Raw genomic sequence first — 23,468 nt, forward strand, 5'->3', positions numbered from 1 at the left:
AGATCTCTTGATTCGAAGGCCCCTCAGAACCCTGAGTCCTTCAGATCAAGAGATCTCCTTCATCTGCGTGTGGGCGTCGGGCAGGGCGTGACCTCGACGCGATGAGGGCGACTAGCCCGATTCGCCCCCGCCCACGACCTCCATGCGCTGCGTGAACGTCATCCGGTCGCGGACGACCCGCTCCGGATCCCACCCCGGGCCGGGCGTCGAAGCGATGAGGAGTTGCGAATAGGGGTGCTCGGGATGGGTCAGAACCCGCTCGGTATCCCCCTGTTCGACGACTGCGCCACGGAAGAGCACGAGAACCCGGGAGCAGAGTTCGCGGACGACAGCGAGATCGTGACTGACGAACAGGTAGCTCACCCTCGACTCGCGCTGGATCTCGGCGAGGAGTTCGAGTACCTGAGCCTGCACGGAGACATCGAGTGCGGATACGGCCTCGTCGAGGACGACGAGACGAGGAGAGACCGCGAGTGCCCGTGCGATCGCAACGCGCTGTCGCTGACCGCCCGAAAGCTCGTGGGGCTTCGCGTCGGCATGCCGTTCGGTGAGTCGCACCCGATCCAGCAGCTCCGCGATCGTACGGTCGGCATGAGGACCCGCTGCCTCCTCTCGCAGCCTCAGAGTCCGCCGCAGCGTCTGCCGCACGGTCAGTCGGCGATCCAGCGACCCGTTCGGGTCCTGGAACACCATCTGCACCGCGCGAGCTCTCGCCAGGCGCTCAGCCCTGCCGCGCGGCCTGCGGAGGCGATCGACACCGTCGATCACCGCCGACCCCGCGTCGGCGCGCTCCAGACCGACGAGAATCCGGGCGATCGTCGACTTGCCCGAGCCCGATTCACCGACGAGACCGAGCGCCTCACCTGCGTCGATGGCGAAACTCACGTTGTTGACAGCGACGACGCGCTCTGTTCCCGGACCCATCCGAAACGCCCGGTACAGATCGGAGACTTCCACCAGACTCATGACGGCTCCTTCGTGTCGAGCACGGGGGCAGCTTCGATCAGCGAGAGTGTGTACGGGTGGACCGCATCCGCGAAGAGCCCGGGTTTCGTCAGCGTCTCCACGATCTCACCCTGCCGAAGGACATGGATCCGATCGCAGATCGCGCCCGCGAGTGCCAGGTCGTGGGTGATGAAGAGCATCCCGAGACCACGTTCACGGATCTGCCGCTGGAAGATGGCGACGATCTCGGCTTGCGTCGTCACGTCGAGCGCGCTCGTCGCCTCGTCGGCGAGAAGGAGCGCAGGGTCGGCGCTCAGCGCCGATGCGATGACGACGCGCTGAAGCATGCCGCCCGAGAGCTCGTGCGGAAACTGCCGCATGCGCCGCTCCGGGTGAGTCAGCCCCACCGCGGCCAAGAGCTGGATGATGTGCGCCTCCGCACGGCTTCGCTGCCACCCGTGGACACGGACGAGTCGTTCGGAGAGCGAATCCCCGATGCGCCGCACGGGGTTGAGTGCGGAACGCGGGTCCTGCTGCACAAGCGAGACGGATGCGGAGCGCACCCGTCGTCGGGTCCTTTCGTCGGCGGCCACCATCTGTGTTCCATCGATCCGGATACTCCCCGCGATCGTCGCTTCCTCGCCATAGAGGGCGAGGGCCGCGCGCACCGTCGTCGACTTTCCCGAGCCCGACTCGCCCACGAGCCCGACGAGTTCGCCGCGGTCCACACTCAGGGTGATGCCGGTGAGGATCTTCACCGCGTCTTCACCGTGCCCGAAGGCGAGATCAAGGTCCTGAATTTCGAGGAGCATCACTCATCCCTTCGCAAGAAGTCGGTCGGCCACACGCACCCCGGCGACGTTCACCGCGATGACGACGATGGCGATGGCAGCACCGGGCACCAGCGTCGGGAGGAACTCTCCCTGGATGATGCCGGGTTGCCCCTCCTGCACCATCAGGCCCCATTCGGAACTCGGAGGCTGCGCGCCGAACCCGAGGAAACTCAACGTCGCAAGGCTCATGAGAGCTTCCCCGAAGAGCACGACCAGGTATCCGACGAGCGGAGGCAGCAGGTTCGGGATGACTCCGCGCAGGCAGATCGTCAAGCCGCCGAGCCCCTGAACCCGGTAGGCGTCGATGTAGGGACGCGTCATCTCGCTCAACGCAAGGCTTCGCGTGTACTTCGCGATCACCGGTGCATAGGCGAGCGCGAGTGCAACGATCGCTGTTGCGGGACCCTTGCCGAACACGGCGATGACGAGCACGACGAAGAGCAGGCCGGGGAACGCGAACATCACGTCGGTCACGCGGGCCAGGACGGTATCGATCCACCCCCCTCGCCATGCCGCCAATACGCCGATCGCCACACCGAGGATGGTGGCGAGCACGAGCAGCACCACCGGGCCCACCAGCGTCTCGCCTGCCCCGATGAGCAACCGGGAGAAGAGGTCGCGTCCGAGTTGGTCCGTGCCGAGCAGGTGCTGTGCGCTCGGACCTTCCCAAATCGCCGCGAAGTCGACACTGTCGGCCTCGTAGGGGGCGAGGAGTGGGGCGAAGGCGGCCGCGACGGCGATGAGGGCGAGGAAGCCGCAGGAGATCCAGAACCCGAGGTCGGATCCGGACCGCCGGCGTCTGCGAACCCGCGGGAGCAGGATCGAGGTCATGCGGACACCGCCCTTCGTCCGATTCGGGGGTCGAGCACGGGCAGGAGCAGGTCGACGATCGTCGTGACGATCATGTAGGCGACGACCATGAAGAGGAGCACCGCTTGCACCACCGGGAAGTCATGCGTGTTGATCGCATCGACGAGGAGCGAGCCGACGCCGGATATCCCGAACACCGTCTCGACTGCGACCGTTCCGGCGATCATGCTCGCGATGACGAGCGCGATCATGGTGATGATCGGCCCCCAGGCTGCGCGCAAGACGTGATCACGCACGACATACCGTTCGCGCAGCCCCGAAGCGCGGGCAGCCTCGACATGCTCGGAAGAGAACTGCTCGATCATCGATTGGCGCGTGACACGACTCACGATCGCGAGCGCGGTGACGGCGAGGGTAAGCGCAGGAAGAGTGAGCGCGTACACGCGATCGAATCCCGCCGTGCCTGCGCCGGCGACCGGGAACCACCGCAGCTCCACGGCGAAGAGCGCGACGAAGGCAATGCCCAACACGAAGGAGGGGATGCTCGCGGCGAGGGTCGTTGCTCCGGTGATAGCGGTGTCGACCGCCTTCCCCCGGCGCACGGCGGCCATGACACCGAGACCGATGCCGATCACTGTGAGCAGGATGGCTGCGTACGCGACGAGCGACAGGGTGATGGGCACCCTCGCGGCAAGGAGCGCACTCACCGGCTGGTGGTACTGGAAAGACTGGCCGAAGTCGCCGGTGAGGACTCCCGAGGCCCAGTGCCCGTACTGAACGAGCATCGGCTCGTCGAGGTGGTACTGGGCCCGGACGCTCGCGATCCGCTCCGGGGTCAGGTTCTCGGGGTTGCCGATGAGGAACGTGACCGGATCACCCGGCGCGGCGTACATCGCAGCGAAGATGATGAAGGAGGCGATCACCAGCGTGAAGACCATGCCGGCGAGCTTGCGGAACGCGAGCGCCACCACGACTACCCCTTCGTGCTGCCGAGGTCGACGGCCCACGGGTAGTAGATGAAGGCCGCAGAGGCCGGTACGCCGGTGACGTCGTTCGACATGATGAGCGTCGACGGCGTCGCCACGACCGGGATCCACACGGCGTGCTCCACCCAGCGCTTCTGCAACTCGATCGTGATCGCGGCGCGCTCGACGTCGTCCGTCGCCGCGTAGCCTTCATCGACCAGCGCATCGTATTCCGGGTCGGCGAAGACGCCGAAGTTCACGCTCGCATCGGATGCGCCGTTCTTGTAGAAGCCGAGCGGGTCGTTCTTCGAGATGTAGTACTCATCGGGCCACAAGTCCGCCTGACCCCGCAATTCGGGGTCGGAGTAGAAGTCGCCGTACTGCACCTGGGGGATCACCGTGATCTCCGCCTCCAGCCCGATGGACTGCGCGGCGGACACGAGCGCGTTCGCGATGACGTTGTGCGTCGACGACCCGTTGGACGCGACGACGATCGGAGCGGACGGGACGCCTGCCTCGGAGATCAGGTCTTCGGCGGCGGCGAGGTCGGCATCGCTCGGCTTCGCGGGCGCTCCTTCGAGTGCGTCGTACGCCTGCTCGAAGGTATCGACCTGGTATCCCCAGGCCCCCGATCCGACCGGCGTCTTCCACGGCTGGGCGAGACCGCCGAAAGCGGCAGCGGCCACCCCGGTGCGATCGAGAGCGAGCGAGAGCGCCTGACGGACGCGCTCATCCGTCAGCGCGCCACGATCTGTCGTCTCGAGCACCCAGGCGTTCGTTGAGGGACCTTGATAGACGGAGACGTCTGCGCTCTCGATGAAGCTCCTCGCGGCACCTGCGTTCTCCAGGAAGGACCCCTGGGCTTCGCCCGTCGTGACCGAGTTTGCGATCGCAGTCTCATCGGCCCAGCGGAAGACGATCTCGTTCGTGAGAGCGTCGACGTCTGAGTTCCAGTAGTCGGCGAACTTGGTGATGGTGAGCTGCGACCCCGCATCCCACGAGGTCACCTCGTACGGTCCGCTGCAGGCGGAAGCGGAACCGGGGCTGCCGAAGTCCTCCCCTTCGGCTTCGATCACACGCGGGTTCCAGACGATGCCACCGTCGCCCGCCATCGCCTGGAGGAGGATGGCGTCCGGCTGCGACGTCGTGACGGTGATCTGGTCATCACCGGTCTGTTCGATCGCGACCACATTCCGGTACTCGTCGGATTCGGCAGCGCCCTCAGCGGAATGTCGCTGCATGCTCCACAAGACGTCGGCGGTGCTCACGGGGCTTCCGTCATGGAACAGCGCGTCCTGCCTGATGGTGAAGACGAGATGGGTGTCATCGGTCCACTGCGCGTCTGATGCCAGCCCCTGCCCGAGGGTGAGGTCAGGTTGCACCTGCATGAGCCGATCGCAGACATTCGCGAGGACCGTGTCGTCGGCGGTGGTGGCGTCGATGTCGGCGTCGAGCGTCGTCGGCTCTCCTCCGAGCATCCAGGTCACGGTATCGAGTGAGCCGGCAGCGGCAGGTGTCGTCGCGCCGAACGGGACGTCGAAGGCGGTGTCGCCGCCACCGTCGTCGTCCGAGCTCGAGCTGCAACCGACCAGGACGAACGCCGACGCTGTGATCGCGCCGATCATCAGCGTGATGGGGTGATGCTGCTTCTTCATTGAACGCTATCTCCTCGTGTTTCAGTCTGTCAGTGGGTGGGGTCGTAGAGATTCCAAGGCAGCACCTCGTAGTCGGTCTCGCACGGGAACCCGTTCGCGACGCGGTACTCACCGGTCGTCAGATCGACACAGCTCGAGAGGAGCGTCGACCACTGCTTCACCGGAGGACTGTCAGGGTGCGGATGTGTACAGACCCCTTCGGGGAAACCGATGTGATCCGACATCGCCTCGCGGACGAATGCGTAACTCTCCTCGGGTGACTCCGCCATCGCCACCCTGGCGAGTCCTGCCTCGACACGCGGCAGACGGAGCAGCGAGTCCGCGGATACCGGGAGGTAGGACCCGGCGAGCTGCGGGGGCACGGATGCTTGGAAGTGGTTGGTGTGGGCGATCACACCGCGTTCGGGATAGATCCAATCCACACCGCTCGGCGTGGTCTCGAGATCGATGCCGAATCCGCTGCGGTCGGCGAGCAGGGCGTTGCTCGCGATATGGGGCCGCGTCTTGACGAGCGTCCTGAGCGCACTCGCGATATCGCCCTGGTCGAGGACGAGTCGACGGATCAAGGTCTGCGGCACTCCGACCGCATTGCCGAAACTTCCACCGAGACCATTGGCATTGAGCGAGATCCCCGCGGAGTTGGCTCCGTGGCGGCCCACCTGACCGGCCTCGACCTGCATGATCACCGTGGGAAGCGGATCCTGCACGACGCGGACGATGAGGGTCGTACCCGCTGTACGCGTGCGCCAATCCCAGTTCTGTCCGACGAGGGTGTGCCCCGTGCCGCTGCCCTCCCCGGTCAGGAAGAAGGATGTGCACCCGTCGACCGCATCACGTTCGTCATCGTCGACCCGTGCCGCCGCGATCACACCTTTCGCAGGGCTCTGGTGGTCGTAGACGAACTCCCCGCGCACGTTCAATGTGAGGATCTCGGCGAAGGAGACGCCCGCTCCCTCGGCGATCCCGCGCATCTCCTCGATCAGATGCGGGGCGATCTGCTCGCTGATCGGAAGCCACTGCGAGACGGAGGCCGTGATCTCGGCCCAGCTCATGCCCGTCTGCTGGGTCAACGCTTCCTTGTAGTACTCCAGCGATCCTGCGATGAGGTCAGCCGCGGCGTCCCCGTAGAGGCGCCCACGTTCGCGCGGCGCTCCACTTATCTCGATCATGCGGATCGGCGTGGTAGCCGGCATGGGACCTCCCTGTCTGCTGAGTCTGTTGCGGAAAGTCGATGCACCCAGGATGATTGAAACATCCGTTACGGATGATGCGCCTCTCGAACAGAATGATACAGCAATGGAACCGTTTGTAACAAGTGATACAGATAATCCCGCGCTCTCCGGTCTCCGAGCGCGCATCGCCAGGACATGGAACGACCTCTCGAAGTCCGAACGAGCCGTCTGCCGCGTCCTGTCATCGACCTCCGCCGAGCACATCCTCTACGCGAGCGCCGCCGAGCTCGGCACCCAGAGCGGCACCTCGAACGCCTCGGTCGTCCGCACCCTGCAGAAGCTCGGGTACTCGGGACTCTCGCACTTGAAACAGGAGGTCGCGGCCCCCTTCTCGAGCAGCGTCTCGCCTGAGGTGCGGCTCAAGACGCGTATCGAGCACATCGGACAGGATCTCGCCCGGATCCAGAAGGAAACCTGGGACGAGGCCGCGTCACTCATCGAACTCGCCCGCACATCGAACGACGACGACGCGTACTCCGCGGCGATCACGCTGCTCATGCGCGCCGAGAGCATCTACTGCTACGGCCTCGGCGCCTCCGGCATCGCCGCCGAGAATCTCGCACTGCGCCTGCGGCGTACGGGCCTCACCACGCGGCGGCTCAGCACGGACGGCTTCCGCCTCGCCGATGAGGTCATGAACCTCGGGGCGAAGGACATCCTCGTCATCTTCGCGCCCGGGCGGGTGACCCGTGACATCGACGTGCTCCTGGATCACGCGCAGTTGATGGGCGCCGGCGTCATCCTCGTGACCGACGAACTCCATGACCGGCTCTCGTCACGCGTCGATACGATCCTGACCGCACCGCACACCCCGACGGGACTGACGTCTGAGAGCCTTTCGGCCATTCTGATCTCGGACGTGCTGGTGCAGGGCATCTCTGCCGTCGCGCCAGACGCGGCATTGCGCTCCTCGCAGCTGCTCAACGATGTTCGAGCCCGCTTGGGCTACTGACTCCCGCCCCCGAACCCAGAAGCTCCCGTCGCACTCCTGCCGCCCGGCGGACCGGGACGACAGAGAGTGCGACGGGAGCGAACCCTTGACGGGGAAGTGCGACCTGGATCAGGTCAGCTGGTGACGGTCCAGTCGAACTCGTCGCCGTACTCCTTCAGCCACGCGTCGACCGCGTCGGCTTCCTTGCCCTCGCCGTACTCGTTGACCACGAGGTCTTCGAGTGCGCCGTACTGGGCGTCGTCGAGCTTGATCTTCCCGATCAGCTCCGCAGCCTCGGGGAACTCCTCGGCGAAGCCCTTGGTACCCAGGAAGTGCAGGCCCTCGGCCTCGCCCATGGCACCCATCGGGTCTTCGAGGTCCTTCATGCCGAAGGCGTCGTTGGCCCAGAACGGACGCCACAGCGTGACGACGAGGTCCTCCTGCTTGTCGGTCGCGGTCTTCAGCTCGGTGAGCATCGCGGCGGTCGACGAGGTGACGAGCTGGTACTCGCCGTCGAGGCCGTACTCGGGGATCATCTTCTCGGTCTGAGCGGTGAGGCCCGCACCCGGCTCGATGCCGATGATCTTGCCGTCGAACTCGGCACCCTTGCCCTTGAGGTCCTCGATCGAGTTCAGCTCGGAGTACTCCGGCACCGCGATCGTGAGCTTGGCGTTGTCGTAGTACGTGCCGATGTCCTCGATGTCGTCGCCGTACTCCTCCATGTAAGAGGCGTGCGTCAGCTCGGGCCAGGCCGAGGGGTACATGTCGACGTCACCCTGCGCAAGGCCGGTGTAGAGCGGCCCCGCCTCGGTCAGCGTCTTCATCTCGACCGTGTAGCCGATCTTCTCAAGCTGGTCCTGCAGCAGGTACGCGGTGCTGAGGCCGTCGGTCCACGAGGGCAGGAAGCCCAGCGTGATGGTGCCCTTGTCGTCGGCGTTGCTGTCGCCGCCCGTGCCGCCTGCACCGTCGCCGCTGCACCCCGCGAGGGTGAGCGATGCGGCGATGCCGACTGCGGTGAGTGCAAGGATCTTCTTCTTCATGTGATTTCTCTCTCTCAGTTCCGTATGGGTGTTGTTCCGTAGGAGTTATGGATAGTGCTCAGAGGGGGCCGCCGCCGACAGCGCTGCGTCGAGGAGCGACCGTCTCGCGCTCCGCCTGATCCGCGGCATCCTTCCGGTCGGCATCCTTCTCGGAGGCGGGGGCGGATGCTGTTCCGCTCCCTCCGCCGTTCGGCGTGCGGAGTCGCTCGATCATGCTGAGCAGCGAGGAGCGGTTCTCGCCGGGTGCCCCCAGCGCCGCCGTGACGCGATCGAGGAAGACCGCGATCAGCACGACGCCGAGACCGGCCTCGACGCCCTTCGGGATGTTGATCGTCGAGATCGCCTCGACCACCATCTTCCCGAGTCCGTCCGCGCCCGCCATTCCGGCGATGACCGCCATCGACAGGGCGAGCATGATGACCTGGTTGACGCCGGCCATGATGGTCGGCATCGCGAGCGGGAGCTGGATGCCGCGCAGGATCTGCCCCGGCTTCGCACCGAACGCCTGTCCGGCCTCGACGGTCTCGGAGTCGACTCCGCGGATGCCGAGCTCGGTCAGACGCACGCCCGGGGGCAGCGCGAAGATCACGGTGGCCACGAGGCCGGGCACCACGCCGATGCCGAAGAACACGATCGCGGGGATCAGGTACACGAACGCCGGCATGGTCTGCATGAAGTCGAGCACGGGCTTGAGCACCGCACGCACGGTGGCGTTGCGCGCCGACCAGATGCCCAGCGGCACGGCGATCAGCACGGCGATCACGGCCGCGACGAGCACGAGCGCGAGGGTCTGCATCGCGGGAACCCAGAGGTCCATCCCGACGATCAGTCCGAACGACACGATCGTGCCGAGCGCGAGCTGCCAGGACCGCACGATCCACGCGATGAGCGCGGCGATCACGATGATGACCGGGAAGCTCGGTGTGAGGAGGATGGTCGTCAACCCGTCGACGAGGAACCTCATCACGAACGAGATCGCGTCGAGCAGTCCGTCGAGGTTGTCCTTGATCCAGTCGACGACCGATTCGATCCAGGTCCCGATGGGAATGCGGAATCCGTCCATCAGCGCACCTCCTCCGTCGTCGGGGCATCCGCCGGTTCAGCGGTCCACCCGTCATCGAGCACCGCATCGATCTCGGCCTGCGGCATGGGCATCATCGGGAGGGTGATCTCCTCGGTCGCGCCCGGGCCGGGGCCCAGCGCCGCGAGCAGGGTCACGCGGGGGATCACACCGACGAGTCGACCTTCGGTATCCGTCACCGCGAGCGGCAGCGGCGACTCGACGGCGGGCACGAACAGGTTCATCAGCACGTCATCTTCACGCACGCTCTGCGGCACCGGCTTGACGACGGAGTCGAGGGTGGTCGCGCCCTGGCGGACGAGCTTGACCGCGTCACGGTCGGTCACGACGCCGACCAGCTGCCGGTCGCGACCCACCACGTAGGTCGCCGACATGTAGGCATCGCGCATCTGGCGCAGGGCCGTGCGGGGGCCCGCGGTGTGCGGCACGACGGGGCGCGGACGCTCCATCACGTTGGCCGCGGTGAGAACGCGGGCACGGTCCACATCCTGCACGAACTGCTCGACGTAGTCGTTCGCCGGGTCCATCAGGATGTCCTCGGGCGTACCGATCTGCACGATGCGACCGTCGCGCATCACGGCGATCCGGTCACCGAGGAACATGGCCTCGTTCAGGTCGTGCGTGATGAACACGATCGTCTTCTGGAGCTTCTGCTGCAGTTCGAGCAGCTGCTCCTGCATCTCGCGGCGGATCAGCGGGTCGAGCGCGCTGAACGCCTCATCCATCAACAGGATGTCGCTGTCGGCGGAGAGCGCGCGGGCGATGCCGACGCGCTGCTGCATTCCACCGGACAGCTCGGAGGGAAGCTTGTCGCCCTGGCCCTCGAGACCCACCAGGGCGAGGATCTCCTCCGCCTTGGCCAAGCGCTCGGCCTTGGGCGTGCCCTTGAGCTCGAGAGGGTAGGCGACGTTCGCCGCGACCGTGCGGTGCGGCAGCAGGGCGAAGTGCTGGAAGACCATCGAGATGCGGTCGCGACGGATCTCGCGAAGCTTCGAGGCCGGGATTCCGGTGATCGGGTCGCCGTTCACCGTGACGGAGCCGTCGGTCACATCATGCAGGCCGTTGAGCATGCGGATGATGGTGGACTTGCCCGATCCGGACAGGCCCATGATGACGAAGATCTCCCCGCGGTTGACGGTGAAGCTGGCGTCGATGACCGCTGCGGTGCCGGCGTCGGTCACGGCGGCTCGGCTCTCACCAGCCTTCAGGCGACGGACGGCGGTGTTCGGATTCTTACCGAAAACCTTGTATAGATTGCGCGCTTCGAGAGCGATTTCGGACACGTTTCCCCTGCGGCTCGCCTTCGGGTGGCTGAGCCTGCTTCGGTTACGTCCGGGTGATGCTCTCGAGGCCGTTCGACATGTCTGCTGTGGCGGCACAGACGGTGGATTTCGGATCCACCGCGATAGAGCATCGACCGTACGCCCACGCCTCTTCGCAGCACAGCTCATCGAAAGAAGGACGTGATCGCGGACTGGTCTTCGGGCCGTCAGGCCCACGTTCCAACGTAACGAAATGGCCGATCAGGGGCAAATCCCGGCGGTGTGACCACGTTCTTTTTCTTCCGCTGACCGGGGGATTGCACAGGTATCCAACGATCGCATAACGGGCATTCATCGAGGGTCGAAACGCGCGCTCAGCGGCCCCGGACGCTGCGGGTCACAGTGAACTTCGGGGTGCGTCGGAGCTGTTCGGTGGCGCCGATCAGACGAGTCAATTCGGCGCGGTATCCGAGGGAGGAGTTGTAGACCGTGAAGAGCTCGCCACCCGGTCGGAGCACGCGGGCCGCGGCGTCGAAGAGGCGGGTGGCGGCGCCCGTGTGGATGCTCGTGCCGAGGTGGAAGGGCGGGTTCAGCAGGACGATGTCGAACGAGCCGTCCGGCAGCTCGGACCCTGCGTCGTCATGCATGACCGTGACGCGGTCGGCCACCCCGTTCGCGGACGCCGTCGCTCGCGCAGATGCCACGGCTGCGGCCGAGCGGTCGGTCGCGGTCACCCGCGCCTCCGGATGTGCGAGGGCGAACGAGACGCCGAGCGCGCCGGTACCGCAACCGAGATCGAGCACGCGTGGCCCCTCCGTCGCGTTCACAACTCCGGAAGAATCCTCGCCGCCCGCACCGATCGGGCCGTTTCGGGTCTGATTCCCGCCATCTTTGAGGAGTTGTGAACCACCCAGACCGAGCACTTCGCACAGCACCCGCGTGCCGATGTCGAGACGAGCGCCCGCGAACGCGCCACCGTGGGCGACCAGGGTCAGCCCATCGTGCTGCGCCGTCACGGGGAACGGCGGATCCGCGGGGACGGGAAGGGGTCCCGACGCGTCGATCAGCCGGGACTTCCGCTCGGCGCGCTGCGCCTGCACGTGCGCGAAACTCCGCCCCAGCACCTCGTTCTGGGTGAGCGTCATGTGCTTCACCCGGCCGCCGGCCACGAGGACCACGTCGGGCGCGGCCCAGCGTGCGACGGCATCCGCGATCTCCTCGAGCTCCGCCAGTGATTTCGGGAGCTGCAGCACCACGAGACGCGCGCCTTCGAGCAGCGCGGGCTCGAGTTCGTGCGAGACGAACCCCGTGATCCCGAGCTCTTCGGCGTTCCGCTGCAGTGCGCGGCGCCCCGTCGCGAGGTCCTGGTGGACCCGGACACCGTCGAGCCCGGCGTCCGTGAGCGCCAGGGTGATCGCACCGAAGCCGTCACCGATGACCACGGTCTCGGACCCCGGAGCACCGAAGGCGCGCGCCCGGTCGACGAGCAGCTCATCCGTGGCATCGTGCGCCTGGAGGTTGTCCGCCTCGACATCGGGCCAGCGGCGCAGGCGGCTGTAAGGGAACTCCGACACCAGCCCACTGTACGCGCGGACGAGGTCGGCGAAGGGGTTGACATCGATCGAGGTTCTATGGTTACTTAGTCGAGTAAGTAACCCACTAACCACGCGGAGGACTCGTGATCGAAGAAGGCAAGCCGCTCTTCCTCCAGATCGCCGAGCAGATCGAGGACTCGATCGTCGACGGCTCGCTCGCCGAAGAGGCGCAGGCCCCTTCCACGAACGAGCTGGCCGCGTTCTACCGGATCAACCCCGCCACCGCAGCCAAGGGAGTCGCCATGCTCACCGACAAGGGAGTGCTCTACAAGCGCCGAGGCATCGGCATGTTCGTCGCCGAAGGCGCCAGGGACCTGCTCCTCGGCGAGCGCCGCGCCGCCTTCGCCCACCGCTACATCGACCCGCTCCTCGCCGAAGCCCGCACGCTCGGGCTCGGCGCCGAAGACCTCGCGGACCTGCTCCGGCAGCGCGCCGCACACACCACCGACGCAGAAGGGAAGACCCCCGCATGACCACCGTCATCGAGGTGCAGAACCTCAGCAAGCGCTACAAGGAGAAGCGAGCACTCGACAATGTGTCGCTCGCGATCGAGGGAGGCGCGATCTACGGCCTGCTCGGCCGCAACGGCGCCGGCAAGACGACCCTCATGTCGATCCTCACGGCGCAGAACTTCGAGTCCTCCGGCACCGTCACGGTGTTCGGCGAGCACCCCTACGAGAACGCGCACGTGCTCAGCCGCATCTGCTTCGTGCGCGAAAGCCAGAAGTACCCGGACGACGCCTATCCGAAGCACGCTTTCAAGGCCGCGAGCCTGTTCTTCCCGAACTGGGACCAGGCGCTCGCCGATGAGCTCATCCACGAGTTCCAACTCCCGATGAAGCAGACGATCAAGAAGCTCTCCCGCGGTCAGCTCTCGGCCGTCGGGGTCATCATCGGACTCGCCTCGCGCGCCGAGATCACCTTCTTCGACGAGCCCTACCTCGGCCTCGACGCCGTCGCCCGGCAGATCTTCTACGACCGTCTGGTCGAGGACTACGCCGAGCACCCGCGCACCGTCATCCTCTCGTCCCACTTGATCGATGAGGTGTCCAACCTGATCGAGAAGGTGATCGTGATCGACAACGGTCAGATCCTCCTCCACGAAGACACGGATGCCGTGCGCGACCGCGCCGTGACCGTCGTGGGCGACGCCGCGAAGGTCGACGCCTGGGTCGGCGACCGCGAAGTGCTGCACCGCGAGGCGCTGGGCCGCGTGGCCTCCGTCACCGTCCTCGGCACAGTGTCGGCCGAGGAGCGCGCGGAGATCACGGCCTCCGGACTCGACCTCGCCCCGGTCTCACTGCAGCAGCTGATCGTGCGTCTCACCCAGAAGGCCGAGGCCGGCTCCCCGAGATCGGCCACCACGAAAGAGGAGGTGCGCTGATGCGACGCACGCTCAACGTCATCCGCCTGCAGATGATCAATCGACAGACCTTCATCTGGGTCCCGCTGATCGTCCTCGCCGGAGCAACCCTGATCTCGGTGCTGATCTATGCGATGATCCCGGGCGATTCCCCCAAGTACGGCGGCGGCGGTCAGGCACCCCTCTGGTACTTCTTCGCCATCGGCCTCTCGGCCATGACGCTCACCTTCCCGTTCTCCCAGGCGATGAGCATCACGCGTCGTGAGTTCTTCTTCGGCACGATGCTCACGGCGGTCCTCGCCAGCACGTTCATGGGCGTCCTGTTCCTGATCGGCGGGGGCATCGAGGTCGCCACGAACGGCTACGGCGTGAACGGTTGGCTGTTCTACCTCCCGTGGCTGTGGGAGGCCGGCCCGCTCGGCGCGTTCGTCGTCTACTTCGCCCTCGCACTGTTCTTCTTCGTGGTCGGGTTCACGGGAGCCACGATCTACAAGAGCTGGGGCCTGATGGTACTGACGATCGTGTGGATCACGCTGGCGCTCGTACTCGTCGGCCTGGTCTACCTCGTGACCCGGCTCGAGCTGTGGGGCCAGGTCGGGGCTGGCATCGGCGACCTCGGAGCCGTCGGCCTCGCGCTCTGGGGCCTCGTGGCCACCGCAGTTCTGATGGGCGTCTCGTTCCTCGCCTTCCGGAGGGCGATCCCCTAGCGATCCACCCGCCGTCGACGCCGATCGCCCTCCTCGGGCGGTCGGCGTCTTCGCGCGCTACCGGCGCGTGCCCGTCGACGCAAGCCTGTCGCGGGCACGACGTCGACCGCATACTGTCGCGGTGTCCGCCGTCCGAGGAGAAGATGCCGTGACCCCGAGCCGACCCCGACTCCCCGCGCGACGCGTCGGAATCGCCCGTGCCCTGCACGACGCGGTCCGTCCGGCGCGGCTGCTGTTGGTGGCCAAGACCGCCCTCGCAGTGGCACTCGCGTGGCTGATCGCTCCGCACATGCCGGGAGTCACGCAGGAGTATCCGTACTACGCACCCCTCGGCGCGCTCGTGAGCATGTACCCCACCCTGATGGGATCCGCGAGGTCGAGCCTGCAGACGCTCCTGGGACTCGCCACCGGGATCGGACTCGCCACCGTGGTCGTGCTGACCGTCGGACCCAACTGGTGGACGATCCCCCTCGTCGTCGCGATCGGGGTGCTGCTCTCGGGCACGGGCTGGTTCGGGGCCGGACGCGAGTACGTGCCGATGGCGGCGCTCTTCGTGCTGATCATCGGCGGGCAGAACGCCGACGACTACTCGCTCGGGTACCTGACGCAGACCGCGGTCGGAGTGGTGATCGGGCTGGTCGTGAACGTGGCGATCGCCCCGGCGCCTCTCACCGTGGCCGCGGCGGGGCAGCTGGCGGCGTTCCGGGAGCAGCTGGCGACGCACCTGCACGACATCGGCTCGGCGGTCTCCACGTCGTGGCCTCCCGAGAACGAGCAGTGGGCGGAGGACGCGGAGTCGCTCGCCGACACCTCGGCCGAGCTCCGGGCGGCGCTGGCGGAGGCCGAGGAGAGCCGGCGGGGCAACCCTCGCGCGCGCGGGCATCGCACCCGCGTTCAGGCGAGCTATGCGGAGCTCGCCGCGCTCGATCGCATCGCCCACCTGATCCGCGACATCGCCGACGGGATCGCCGACACCATCTGGGACCGACCCGCGGGCATCACCCTCGACGCCGCGCTGCCCGAGCCCCTCTCCGCCGCCTGCCATGCGGTGGCGGACGTGATCGCACGGGGCGATGCGTCATCGAGTGAGGATCACCGCGCACGTGAGGACGCGGCACGGGCGATCCGGATCCTCCTGGAGGTCATCGACGAACGCACGGTCGATGTGCGTCGCACGATGGGGCCGGGGGTGCTCACCACGATGCACCTGCGTCGCATCCTGATCCTGAGCGGCACTCCCCGCACGGAGCCGGCGTAGCCGCGTCAGATGGAGTCGTCGGCGGCGATCAGATCCAGCTGCCAGTAGCGGCCATCCGGATCACTGCTGTCGTGCGCCTCGCCCGCCGCATCCAGCACCTTGCCGAAGCTCGCCATGGCTTCCTCGAACTCGGCCTGGGTCAAGCGGATGGTGCGCTGCGTGAAGGAGGCGTGCACTTCGGTGGTGCGTCCGGCGACGTACTCGGGCGTCCACGCCATGACGCGTCGCACCAGATCCTGGTGGTCTTCGACCAGGGCGGCGACGACCGCGAGCCGAAGCTCGTCGTCGGCGACCGGGCTCTCCGGGCCGCCGACATTGAGCGCGCCGTTGCGCCCCGTCCACACCCGATCCCGCCGATCGCGGGCCTTGTCGGGCGCCTCCTCGATCAGACCGGCCTCGAAGAGCGCGCGCAGGTGGAAGCTGGCGCTGTTGGCGGGCACTCCGAGTTCGGCGGCGATGTCGGCGGCACGGAGGAAGTCGCGCCGCGAGAAGAGGCGGATCATCTGGCGCCGAAGCGGATGCGAGTAGGCCTTGAGCATGGCCGTCGTCATCCAGACCGGATCTTCGCTCGTGCCCTTCTTCGCGCCGTCCTCCGTCATGTGCCGATCCTACCCGCGCGGTAAATTGCGCAATGATGCTTGCGCAATTGTTCTTGCGCATCTAATCTCGACGCATGACCACCCGGACCGCGCCGCACCGCCTCTGGCAGAACACGCGGTATCTCACCTGGCTCGTGAGCGACACGAGCAAGGGCCTCGCCGCCGCACTCTTCGGCTTCGCGATCCCGCTGCTGGCCCTGATCGTCACGAACGACCCCGCCCAGGCAGGCATCATCGGTGGCGCGGGCATGATCGCGCGTCTGCTGATGACGCTCGCCGGCGGCGTGCTCGCCGATCGACACCGGCGCATCGCCCTGATGCTCCTCGGCTCCGTGATCGGCATCGTGCTCGCGGGCGGCTTCACCCTCCTCGCCCTCGGAGACGCCCTGACCTTCGGCTCGCTCCTCGTGATCGACGTCCTGCTGGCCGCACGCAGCGGTCTGTTCGACGTCGCCGGCGAGAGCGCGATCAAGGAGATCGTGCCCGACGAGGCGATGGGGCGCGCCCAGGCCGCGAACCAGGGACGGGATGCGGCCCTCCAGCTCGCGGGCGGCCCCCTCGGCGGTCTGCTCCTGGGCGTCGGCGGATGGCTCGTCGGCGTGGCGATGACCCTGTGCCACGCGATCGCCGCTCTGACCGCCTGGGTGCTCGGACGCCAGGCCCGCCGCGCCGGGGTGGTCGACGAGGGTGCCGCGCAAGACGACTCCGCCGCCCCCGCCGCGAGGAAGCCGAACGCGTGGGCCGAGCTGCGCGAGGGGTTCCGGTGGCTGTTCTCCCGCCCCGACCTCCGCGGGGTGCTGTTGATCACCACGATCATCAACCTCGGCTTCAACGCCGCGATCACGACCGTCATCTACGCACTCCAGCAGGAGGGCTACCCGGAGTTCGTGATCGGCACCCTCTCCGCGTCGATCGGCGCGGTGATGCTCGTCGGCGCCGCCTGCGCACCGATGCTCGTGCCGCGCATCCGGGCCGGAGTGCTCACGATCGCGGGACTCGCCGTGGTCGCGGGAGGTGCGGTCGCACTGTCGACGGTCGCCGAGCCGTGGGCCATCGCGCTCGTGCTGGGCGCATCCGTCCTGCTGCTCCCCTCCCTCAACGCCGCGATGCTGGGCTACTTCATGGTCGCGACCCCGAGCGCACTCCTCGGTCGCGCCAACAGCGCCGCCGGCGTGCTCGCGATGGGCGCCATGCCGCTCGCCCCTCTGGTCGCGGGATTCGGACTCGCCTGGATCGGACGTGAGGGGACGCTGCTGATCTGCGCCGCGCTGTGCCTGGTGTCCGTGATCCTCGCGGTCGGCAACCGCGCACTGCGGGCCCTGCCCGTCGAGTCGGGCTGGGCGACGCACGCCGAGCAGTTCGAATCCGCCTGACTCCTTCGCGGATCGGGGCGCCGGAGCGTCTAGAGCGCGCCGGCGAGAGCCGCGATGCCGGCGATCACCGAGGCGAGGGCGAGCGCGAGGGCGATCGCGATGAGGACGACGTGCACCGTGAGGAACGGCGTGGCCTTGCCGTTCTCGTCCCGCGCCCGCGGATCCTTGGCGACCCGCTTGTAGAACTGCGGCCAGACGACGGCGTTGAAGGCGGCGTTGAGGAAGAGCAGAACGGCGAGGAGAGTCACCCCTCAACGCTATCCGCCTCCGCCGCGGCCGCCGACCGGGGCGGAGCGAGGGTTTTTGGACTCGGACATGTATCAGAAAGCCCTTGCCGTGCTCCTGGTAGGTGTGATCACAATGGGCTTCATGATCGACGGTGCACCCGGCGCTGCGCTCGATCCTGCCTCGGACGACGGGCTCTCCCGATGGGAGCGCGCCGCGAACCTGTTCGATGCATGGCGCGAGGGCAGCAGTCGCGCCATGGACGAGCTCGTACATCTCATGACACCCGTGCTGTGGCACGTGGTGCGGGCGTACGGGCTCGAACGCACGCTCGCGGAAGACGTCGTGCAGACGACCTGGCTGCAGCTGGTGCGCGGGCATGAATCGATCAGCGACCCCCGCGCCGTCTCCGCCTGGCTGACCACCACCGCCCGGCGCGAAGCCTGGAAGGTCGCGAAAGCGCACGGACGCGTCGACACCACCGACACCGACGACCTCGACACCCTTCTTCCCGAGCAGGCGTCTGCCGAAGAGCACGCGGCGCGCGGCGATGAGAACCGTCGGCTCTGGTCGGCCGTGCGCCGACTCAACGAGCGCTGTCAGAAGCTGCTGCGCGTGATCGCCTTCGAAGACCGACCCGACTACGCCCGGATCGCCGGCGACCTCGCCATGCCCATCGGCAGCATCGGCCCCACACGGAACCGGTGCCTGGCCAAGCTGCGCGACCTGCTGGACGCGCCACCGGCGGCGCAGACAGGGGGACTCGCATGACCGAGCACGAGGACGCCCAGATGTTCGCCCGACTCCGCACGCTGTGGAGCGAGGTCGATCCGATGCCGGCGGGCCTGATCGACCGCATGGTCGCGGCGGTCGCCGCCGACGGTCTGAACCGCGAATACGCGCTGCTCACCCTGGTCGAAGGGGAGCTCGGCGCGGTGCGCGGCGAGGCCGATGCGCTGACCCTGCAGTTCAGCGACGGCTCGACGAGCATCCTGCTGCACGTCACACGGACGGCGTCCGGTCGGCGCCGCGTCGACGGGTGGGTCGACACCGCGGCGGCGGAGATCGTGCTGACCCAGGGTGAACGGATCCGATCGACCGCGCCCGAGGAGACGGGGCGCTTCGTATTCGACGAGGTGCCGCCCGGGCTCACGCGCGTGCGGCTGACGACCCAGATCGGGGACGAGACGCGTACGCTCGCGACCCCGCAGTTCGAGCTGTGACCGCGGGCACCGCCCGTCGATGATGCCGCGGGGAGACCCGCACCGAGAGGATGACGATGGAGCAGCCCAAGGGATGGACCTGGCAGGACCGCGCAGAGGGATCGATCCGCCGGGGCACGGCACTCGATCCGAGCACGGAGCCGGTGGACGGGATCCGCGCCTATCCGACGGCCTACCTGCCCGAGCGACTGCTGATCACCCGCGCGCTCGGCGACGATGAGGCCTACGACCGCGAGGTGCGCACGCTGCGTGACGCGGCGGACACCTTCGGCTGGCAGCTCGAGATCGAGGACGGCAGCCGCTCGGCGGTCGACGGCGAACTGGTTCCGGGCGTTCCCGGCTTCCTGCGCGCACGACTGCGGACTCCCGACGAACCGGTCCGCGGCGAATCGCCCGTGGCACCCGACGCCTGGCGGGTGCTCCAGCGCGCCCGCCGCATGTCCCGCTCGACGATGCCGCGCACCAGCCTCGATCACGTGCTGTCGATCGACCCGGTCGGGCTCAATCCGTTCACCCGTACCAACCCCTTCACGCGGACGAATCCGTTCACTCGCACCAACCCGATCCGGGGCGCGGGCGCGGCCGGAGGCAGCGATGACTACCTCGAGCCGGGACGAGGGGCACGACAGCCGGTGACCTGGCTCGGCCCGGCGCCCGTGCGCGGTGCCGCCCCGAAACGCGGGCGTCGACCCGTGGTCGCGGTGCTCGACACCGGATGCGGAGAGCATGCCTGGCTTCCCGCCGACATCGTCACCCGCACGATCGACCTCGACGGGGTGCCGGTGGGACTCACGGACGATGCCGACCCGGAACGCTACCCCGACCTCTACGGGCAGCTCGACGGCGAGATCGACGCGGTCGCAGGGCATGGCACCTTCATCGCGGGACTCGTGCGACAGACCGCGCCGGACGCCGACATCCTGTCGATCCGCGTGGCCGGTGCTCTCGGCGTGATCGACGAGAGCACCCTGCTGGAGACGATCGCGCAGGTCGTCACGCTCCTCAGCCGCCATCGCGCCGACCCGAAGACCGGCTTCCCGATCGACGTCCTCAACCTCTCGCTCAGCTACTACCACGAGACACCGACCGACGGCCTGTTCAGCCTCACCCTGTTCCAGCTGCTCGCCAAAGCCCGGGAACTCGGCTGCGTGGTCGTCTGCTCCGCGGGCAACGACGCGATCGACCGCCCCTCCTTCCCCGCGTCGCTCTGGCCCTGGCCGGGCGCGGACAACGGCATCCCCTCGGACCAGAATGCACCGCTCGTGTCGGTCGGGGCGCTGAATCCGTCCGCGCAATCGGTGGCGCTGTTCTCGAACATCGGGCCGTGGGTGCAGGCCTATGCGCCCGGTGCCGCCGTGGTCAGCACCTCACCCGCGTTCGTCGGCGGCACCCAGGCGGCCTCCCGCGCGGATGTCGACGGCCTTCGCCGGGAGACGATCGACCCGGACGACTACCGGGGCGGGTTCGCGGTGTGGAGCGGAACGTCGTTCTCGGCGCCGTACGTCGCGGGGCGCATCGCCGCACAGCTGGGCACCGTACCGATCGGGGGCGTCACGCCGGGCGTCGCCGCGAAGGCGGTCGCCGCCGTCCTGAAGTCCCTCCCGACTCCCGTCGACCCGCACTGACGTGCCCCGCGCCGCCCGCGCCGCCCGCACCGCCTCGCGGTACGGATGTCGGGGCGATTCACGGATGGCAGGGCGACACGCCGTCGCACGTCCGACATCCGTCCGTTCTCCCGACATCCGTCACTGATGTGCGGCCGGTTCTCCCGACATCCGTAGCGGGACGGCCCTACGGCAGGGCATTCTGGAGCGATGCCCCTGTCCGCGATCGAGCTGCACCGACGTGGCGTCGAGGCGGCGAACGCGAGGAGGTTCACACAGGCGCGGCGCGCGCTCGACACCGCCTCGGCGCGCACCGACGACCCCGACCTGCGCGCACGGATCGACGGCACGGTGGCGTACGTCCTCGCCCAGAAGGGGCAGCCCGCGGCGGCCGAGCAGCTGTGCCGGAACGCCCTCGGGCGCTCCGGGCTGCGCCCCGAGACGATCGCGGTGCTCAGCGGTCAACTCGGCACGCTCCTCATGCACGGCGGCCGACTCGCGGAGGCGGAGGCCATGCTCACCCGCGCGATCGACACGTTGACGGCGATCGGCGACGAGACGACCGAGCTCGCGAACTGCCTGCTGAACCGCTCCGTCGTGCGGATGCAGCAGCGCGAGCTGGAGACGTGCGTCGAGGACCTGCGTCGCGCCGTCGCGGTGTACGAGGCGAACGACGACGAGGGCCCGCTCGCCGAAGCGCGGCACAACCTCGGCTATGCGGCGCTCCTCGGAGGCGACCTCGTCACCGCCCTCACGCAGATGACCCGTTCGCGCCCGAAACTCGCGGCGATCAGCGACCTCGCTGCGGCGATCAGCGACCTGGATCGTGCCGAGGTGCTCCGCGATGCGGGGCTCACCACCGAGGCGGAGGCGCTGCTCGCCCAGGTCGCCGCCGAGTTCGGGGCGCAGCGGATGAGGCAGGCCAGAGGCGAAGCCGAGTTCCATCTCGCCCGCTCGCTCCTTCGCCACGACCCCGCCGCCGCGGAGCGGGCGGCCCGGACTGCGGCGCGGCGCTTCACCGCGCTCGCGAACCACGGATGGGCGGCCCGCGCCGACGCCGTGCGGTTGGAAGCAGGGCAGCGCGCCCACCCGCAACGCGCGATCGATGCGGACGAGTTCGACCGCGTCGCGAAGGCTCTCGACCGTGCAGGATTCCGCACCGAGGCGACCGGTCTGCGGCTGAGTGCCCGCCGAGACGGCCGCGGGCGCCTGCCCCGGCTCGACGAGAACGCTCCGACCCCGCTCCGCCTTCGCGCCCAGGAAGTGCGGGCTGCGCGAGCCACCTCGGCCGGACGCGACCGGGAGGCGCTGCGTGCTGCCGCGGCCGGACTCGACCTCCTCACCACCTGGCAGCAGTCTTTCGGTGCGCTCGACCTGCAGGCGTCGGTGGCCATGCACGGCAGTGACCTGATGTTCGCGGGGCTCTCCGCCGCGGCGAGACTGAAAGAACCGGAGACCCTGTTCGAGTGGTCGGAACGCGCACGACACCTCAGCCAGCAGGTCGCACCGGTCCGGCCTCCGCATGACGAATCCCTCGCCGTCGATCTGGCGGAACTGCGGATGCTGCGCGCCGAGCTCGCCGGCGCCGACTGGACCAGGGATGCCAGGGTGCGGGCCCTGCGCGACCGGGTGCGAGAACGCCAGTGGACCATGACCGGGTCCGGCGGCACCCGCGAACGACTCGACCTCACGGAGGCGACAGCGCGACTCGCTCCCGGCACCACGGTGCTCTCCTACGTGTTCACGGGTTCCACCCTGCACGGCATCGTCGTGGCGTCTTCGGGAGCCACGGTCGTCGACCTGTCCTGGGCGCGCGTGGAGGCGGCACTCGACGGTCTCCGCGCCGACCTCGACATGGCCGCGCTCACTCGTGGCGGGCTGATGGGGGCGGTGACGGAGCGGGCGCTCGCCTCCCGCCTGGCACTCCTCGATGCGGAGGTGCTCACTCCCCTGCTTCGGGCAGCGCCTCCCGCGGATCGGCTGGCGATCACCGTTCCGGGCGCCCTCGCCGGGGTGCCGTGGGCGATGCTGCCCGGCATGATCGGCGTACCGTTCACGCTCGCCACGTCGGTGTCGCGCCTGCTGGGCGGACCCGCACGTGGCGACTCTCCTCCGCGGTCGATCGGTTTCGCCGCCGGGCCGCGGGTCGCTCGGGCAGGAGATGAGGTGTCGCGGGCAGCGGCAGCCTGGCGCGGCGCAGACCGGACGCCGGACATCCTGGAAGGCACGGAGGCGACCGTCGCGGCTGTGACCGAACTCGCGGCGCGCACCGACGTGCTGCACATCGCGGCGCACGGCCGGCACGCGGTGGACAACCCCCTGTTCTCGGGCTTCGAGCTCGTCGACGGCACCCTCTTCGGCTACGACGTCGACCTGATCCCACGCGTCCCCGCGACGGTGATCCTGTCGGCGTGCGAACTCGGCCGCTCCTCGGTGCGCTGGGGCGAGGAGGCGTTGGGCATGACCCGCGTCTGGCTCCACGCGGGTGCCGACTGCGTCATCGCCGCGCCCGTCGCGGTCCCGGATGACGTCGCCGGAGAACTGCTGAGCGCCGTGCACACCGGTCTCTCCGCCGGCGCGGCTCCCGCCGATGCGCTCACGCGGGCCGCCCTCGACACCGGCCACACCGCGCCGTTCCAGTGCCACGGCGATGGATTCTGACCTTTTTCTCCAATCGGTGTATCAGAACGGACGCCGCGTGCTCCTGTTCTTCGGAAGGTGCCATGCGAAGGGCCTCGAAGGGAGAGGCGCGAGGGAGGCGCAGTCG

At 68.2% G+C, this 23,468-nt stretch carries 22 protein-coding genes; 10 read left to right on the forward strand and 12 right to left on the reverse strand.

Annotated features, from left to right (window positions below; all coding sequences use genetic code 11):
• Positions 1-111: 111 nt before the first annotated feature.
• The 6 genes from E0W80_RS12220 to E0W80_RS12245 are packed head-to-tail and all read right to left on the reverse strand — an operon-like array spanning position 112 to position 6,401.
• On the reverse strand, positions 112-966 hold the full coding sequence (locus tag E0W80_RS12220; protein ID WP_131492843.1) for an ATP-binding cassette domain-containing protein: 855 nt from the start codon (positions 964-966) through the stop codon (positions 112-114).
• Positions 963-1,757 (reverse strand): ABC transporter ATP-binding protein, encoded by a 795-nt coding sequence (locus E0W80_RS12225; RefSeq protein ID WP_131492845.1) that lies wholly within the window; start codon positions 1,755-1,757, stop codon positions 963-965. Before E0W80_RS12225 ends, E0W80_RS12220 begins: the two co-directional genes overlap by 4 nt.
• Before the next feature lie 3 nt (positions 1,758-1,760).
• Positions 1,761-2,609: an ABC transporter permease gene (locus tag E0W80_RS12230; protein ID WP_131492847.1), complete on the reverse strand. Its 849-nt coding sequence runs from the start codon at positions 2,607-2,609 to the stop codon at positions 1,761-1,763.
• Positions 2,606-3,559 (reverse strand): ABC transporter permease, encoded by a 954-nt coding sequence (locus E0W80_RS12235; protein ID WP_131492848.1) that lies wholly within the window; start codon positions 3,557-3,559, stop codon positions 2,606-2,608. Before E0W80_RS12235 ends, E0W80_RS12230 begins: the two co-directional genes overlap by 4 nt.
• A gap of 2 nt (positions 3,560-3,561) precedes the next feature.
• Positions 3,562-5,208: an ABC transporter substrate-binding protein gene (locus E0W80_RS12240; protein ID WP_131492850.1), complete on the reverse strand. Its 1,647-nt coding sequence runs from the start codon at positions 5,206-5,208 to the stop codon at positions 3,562-3,564.
• Between the two features lie 29 nt (positions 5,209-5,237).
• Entirely contained in the window at positions 5,238-6,401 is a 1,164-nt protein-coding gene (locus E0W80_RS12245) for a C45 family peptidase (RefSeq protein WP_131492852.1), read from the reverse strand.
• Between the two features lie 103 nt (positions 6,402-6,504).
• Between E0W80_RS12245 and E0W80_RS12250 the strand changes: the two genes are divergently transcribed.
• The gene (locus E0W80_RS12250) at positions 6,505-7,392 is read left to right on the forward strand and encodes a MurR/RpiR family transcriptional regulator (protein ID WP_131492854.1); all 888 of its coding nucleotides are present in this window, start codon (positions 6,505-6,507) and stop codon (positions 7,390-7,392) included.
• Between the two features lie 113 nt (positions 7,393-7,505).
• On the opposite strand, the gene E0W80_RS12255 is transcribed toward E0W80_RS12250, so the two are convergent.
• From E0W80_RS12255 to E0W80_RS12270, 4 genes are all read right to left on the reverse strand, one after another.
• The gene (locus tag E0W80_RS12255) at positions 7,506-8,411 is read right to left on the reverse strand and encodes a glycine betaine ABC transporter substrate-binding protein (protein ID WP_047523882.1); all 906 of its coding nucleotides are present in this window, start codon (positions 8,409-8,411) and stop codon (positions 7,506-7,508) included.
• Positions 8,412-8,469: 58 nt separating this feature from the next.
• Complete coding sequence (locus tag E0W80_RS12260) at positions 8,470-9,474, reverse strand: proline/glycine betaine ABC transporter permease (protein ID WP_047523881.1); 1,005 nt, start codon at positions 9,472-9,474, stop codon at positions 8,470-8,472.
• On the reverse strand, positions 9,474-10,775 hold the full coding sequence (locus E0W80_RS12265) for a glycine betaine/L-proline ABC transporter ATP-binding protein (RefSeq protein ID WP_047523880.1): 1,302 nt from the start codon (positions 10,773-10,775) through the stop codon (positions 9,474-9,476). The genes E0W80_RS12260 and E0W80_RS12265 overlap by 1 nt, the downstream gene beginning before the upstream one ends.
• Positions 10,776-11,128: 353 nt before the next feature.
• A complete protein-coding gene (locus tag E0W80_RS12270) occupies positions 11,129-12,328 on the reverse strand; it encodes a methyltransferase (RefSeq protein ID WP_131492856.1) in 1,200 nt (399 codons plus the stop codon).
• Positions 12,329-12,432: 104 nt separating this feature from the next.
• Here E0W80_RS12270 and E0W80_RS12275 point away from each other — a divergent pair, with 104 nt between their 5' ends.
• The 4 genes from E0W80_RS12275 to E0W80_RS12290 all read left to right on the forward strand — a co-directional run bounded on the left by E0W80_RS12275 (position 12,433) and on the right by E0W80_RS12290 (position 15,677).
• Positions 12,433-12,822, forward strand: a complete 390-nt coding sequence (locus E0W80_RS12275) for a GntR family transcriptional regulator (protein WP_131492858.1) — start codon at positions 12,433-12,435, stop codon at positions 12,820-12,822.
• Positions 12,819-13,733: an ABC transporter ATP-binding protein gene (locus tag E0W80_RS12280; RefSeq protein WP_131492860.1), complete on the forward strand. Its 915-nt coding sequence runs from the start codon at positions 12,819-12,821 to the stop codon at positions 13,731-13,733. Before E0W80_RS12275 ends, E0W80_RS12280 begins: the two co-directional genes overlap by 4 nt.
• Entirely contained in the window at positions 13,733-14,419 is a 687-nt protein-coding gene (locus tag E0W80_RS12285; protein ID WP_131492862.1) for a hypothetical protein, read from the forward strand. The genes E0W80_RS12280 and E0W80_RS12285 overlap by 1 nt, the downstream gene beginning before the upstream one ends.
• A 148-nt stretch (positions 14,420-14,567) precedes the next feature.
• The gene (locus tag E0W80_RS12290) at positions 14,568-15,677 is read left to right on the forward strand and encodes an aromatic acid exporter family protein (protein ID WP_131492864.1); all 1,110 of its coding nucleotides are present in this window, start codon (positions 14,568-14,570) and stop codon (positions 15,675-15,677) included.
• A 5-nt stretch (positions 15,678-15,682) separates the two neighbouring features.
• On the opposite strand, the gene E0W80_RS12295 is transcribed toward E0W80_RS12290, so the two are convergent.
• The gene (locus E0W80_RS12295; RefSeq protein ID WP_131492866.1) at positions 15,683-16,276 is read right to left on the reverse strand and encodes a helix-turn-helix domain-containing protein; all 594 of its coding nucleotides are present in this window, start codon (positions 16,274-16,276) and stop codon (positions 15,683-15,685) included.
• Between the two features lie 74 nt (positions 16,277-16,350).
• Between E0W80_RS12295 and E0W80_RS12300 the strand changes: the two genes are divergently transcribed.
• On the forward strand, positions 16,351-17,649 hold the full coding sequence (locus tag E0W80_RS12300; RefSeq protein ID WP_131492868.1) for an MFS transporter: 1,299 nt from the start codon (positions 16,351-16,353) through the stop codon (positions 17,647-17,649).
• Between the two features lie 29 nt (positions 17,650-17,678).
• Here the strand turns inward: E0W80_RS12300 and E0W80_RS12305 are convergent, their stop codons facing one another.
• The gene (locus E0W80_RS12305; RefSeq protein ID WP_131492870.1) at positions 17,679-17,897 is read right to left on the reverse strand and encodes a hypothetical protein; all 219 of its coding nucleotides are present in this window, start codon (positions 17,895-17,897) and stop codon (positions 17,679-17,681) included.
• Between the two features lie 67 nt (positions 17,898-17,964).
• On the opposite strand from E0W80_RS12305, the gene E0W80_RS12310 reads away from it, so the two are divergent.
• The 4 genes from E0W80_RS12310 (at position 17,965) to E0W80_RS12325 (ending at position 23,362) form a co-directional block, all read left to right on the forward strand.
• Positions 17,965-18,645 carry a sigma-70 family RNA polymerase sigma factor gene (locus tag E0W80_RS12310; protein WP_240740520.1) on the forward strand — a complete coding sequence of 227 codons (681 nt, stop codon included), beginning with the start codon at positions 17,965-17,967 and terminating at the stop codon, positions 18,643-18,645.
• A complete protein-coding gene (locus tag E0W80_RS12315) occupies positions 18,642-19,097 on the forward strand; it encodes a hypothetical protein (RefSeq protein WP_047523872.1) in 456 nt (151 codons plus the stop codon). The genes E0W80_RS12310 and E0W80_RS12315 overlap by 4 nt, the downstream gene beginning before the upstream one ends.
• A 56-nt stretch (positions 19,098-19,153) precedes the next feature.
• Complete coding sequence (locus tag E0W80_RS12320) at positions 19,154-20,722, forward strand: S8/S53 family peptidase (RefSeq protein ID WP_131492872.1); 1,569 nt, start codon at positions 19,154-19,156, stop codon at positions 20,720-20,722.
• A gap of 189 nt (positions 20,723-20,911) precedes the next feature.
• A complete protein-coding gene (locus E0W80_RS12325) occupies positions 20,912-23,362 on the forward strand; it encodes a CHAT domain-containing protein (RefSeq protein WP_131492874.1) in 2,451 nt (816 codons plus the stop codon).
• Positions 23,363-23,468 lie beyond the last annotated feature (106 nt).

It is taken from the genome of Microbacterium sp. PI-1 (assembly GCF_004337555.1).
GTDB lineage: Bacteria > Actinomycetota > Actinomycetes > Actinomycetales > Microbacteriaceae > Microbacterium > Microbacterium aurugineum.

Excerpts from the sequence above, each read along its gene's own strand:
- E0W80_RS12280 (WP_131492860.1), top strand. The coding sequence starts at position 12,819 with ATGACCACCGTCATCGAGGTGCAGAACCTCAGCAAGCGCTACAAGGAG.
- E0W80_RS12315 (WP_047523872.1), top strand. The coding sequence starts at position 18,642 with ATGACCGAGCACGAGGACGCCCAGATGTTCGCCCGACTCCGCACGCTG.
- E0W80_RS12320 (WP_131492872.1), top strand. The coding sequence starts at position 19,154 with ATGGAGCAGCCCAAGGGATGGACCTGGCAGGACCGCGCAGAGGGATCG.
- E0W80_RS12285 (WP_131492862.1), top strand. The coding sequence starts at position 13,733 with ATGCGACGCACGCTCAACGTCATCCGCCTGCAGATGATCAATCGACAG.
- E0W80_RS12240 (WP_131492850.1), bottom strand. The coding sequence starts at position 5,208 with ATGAAGAAGCAGCATCACCCCATCACGCTGATGATCGGCGCGATCACA.
- E0W80_RS12220 (WP_131492843.1), bottom strand. The coding sequence starts at position 966 with ATGAGTCTGGTGGAAGTCTCCGATCTGTACCGGGCGTTTCGGATGGGT.
- E0W80_RS12260 (WP_047523881.1), bottom strand. The coding sequence starts at position 9,474 with ATGGACGGATTCCGCATTCCCATCGGGACCTGGATCGAATCGGTCGTC.
- E0W80_RS12310 (WP_240740520.1), top strand. The coding sequence starts at position 17,965 with ATGTATCAGAAAGCCCTTGCCGTGCTCCTGGTAGGTGTGATCACAATG.
- E0W80_RS12295 (WP_131492866.1), bottom strand. The coding sequence starts at position 16,276 with ATGACGGAGGACGGCGCGAAGAAGGGCACGAGCGAAGATCCGGTCTGG.
- E0W80_RS12230 (WP_131492847.1), bottom strand. The coding sequence starts at position 2,609 with ATGACCTCGATCCTGCTCCCGCGGGTTCGCAGACGCCGGCGGTCCGGA.
- E0W80_RS12325 (WP_131492874.1), top strand. The coding sequence starts at position 20,912 with ATGCCCCTGTCCGCGATCGAGCTGCACCGACGTGGCGTCGAGGCGGCG.
- E0W80_RS12255 (WP_047523882.1), bottom strand. The coding sequence starts at position 8,411 with ATGAAGAAGAAGATCCTTGCACTCACCGCAGTCGGCATCGCCGCATCG.
- E0W80_RS12300 (WP_131492868.1), top strand. The coding sequence starts at position 16,351 with ATGACCACCCGGACCGCGCCGCACCGCCTCTGGCAGAACACGCGGTAT.
- E0W80_RS12225 (WP_131492845.1), bottom strand. The coding sequence starts at position 1,757 with ATGCTCCTCGAAATTCAGGACCTTGATCTCGCCTTCGGGCACGGTGAA.
- E0W80_RS12250 (WP_131492854.1), top strand. The coding sequence starts at position 6,505 with ATGGAACCGTTTGTAACAAGTGATACAGATAATCCCGCGCTCTCCGGT.
- E0W80_RS12245 (WP_131492852.1), bottom strand. The coding sequence starts at position 6,401 with ATGCCGGCTACCACGCCGATCCGCATGATCGAGATAAGTGGAGCGCCG.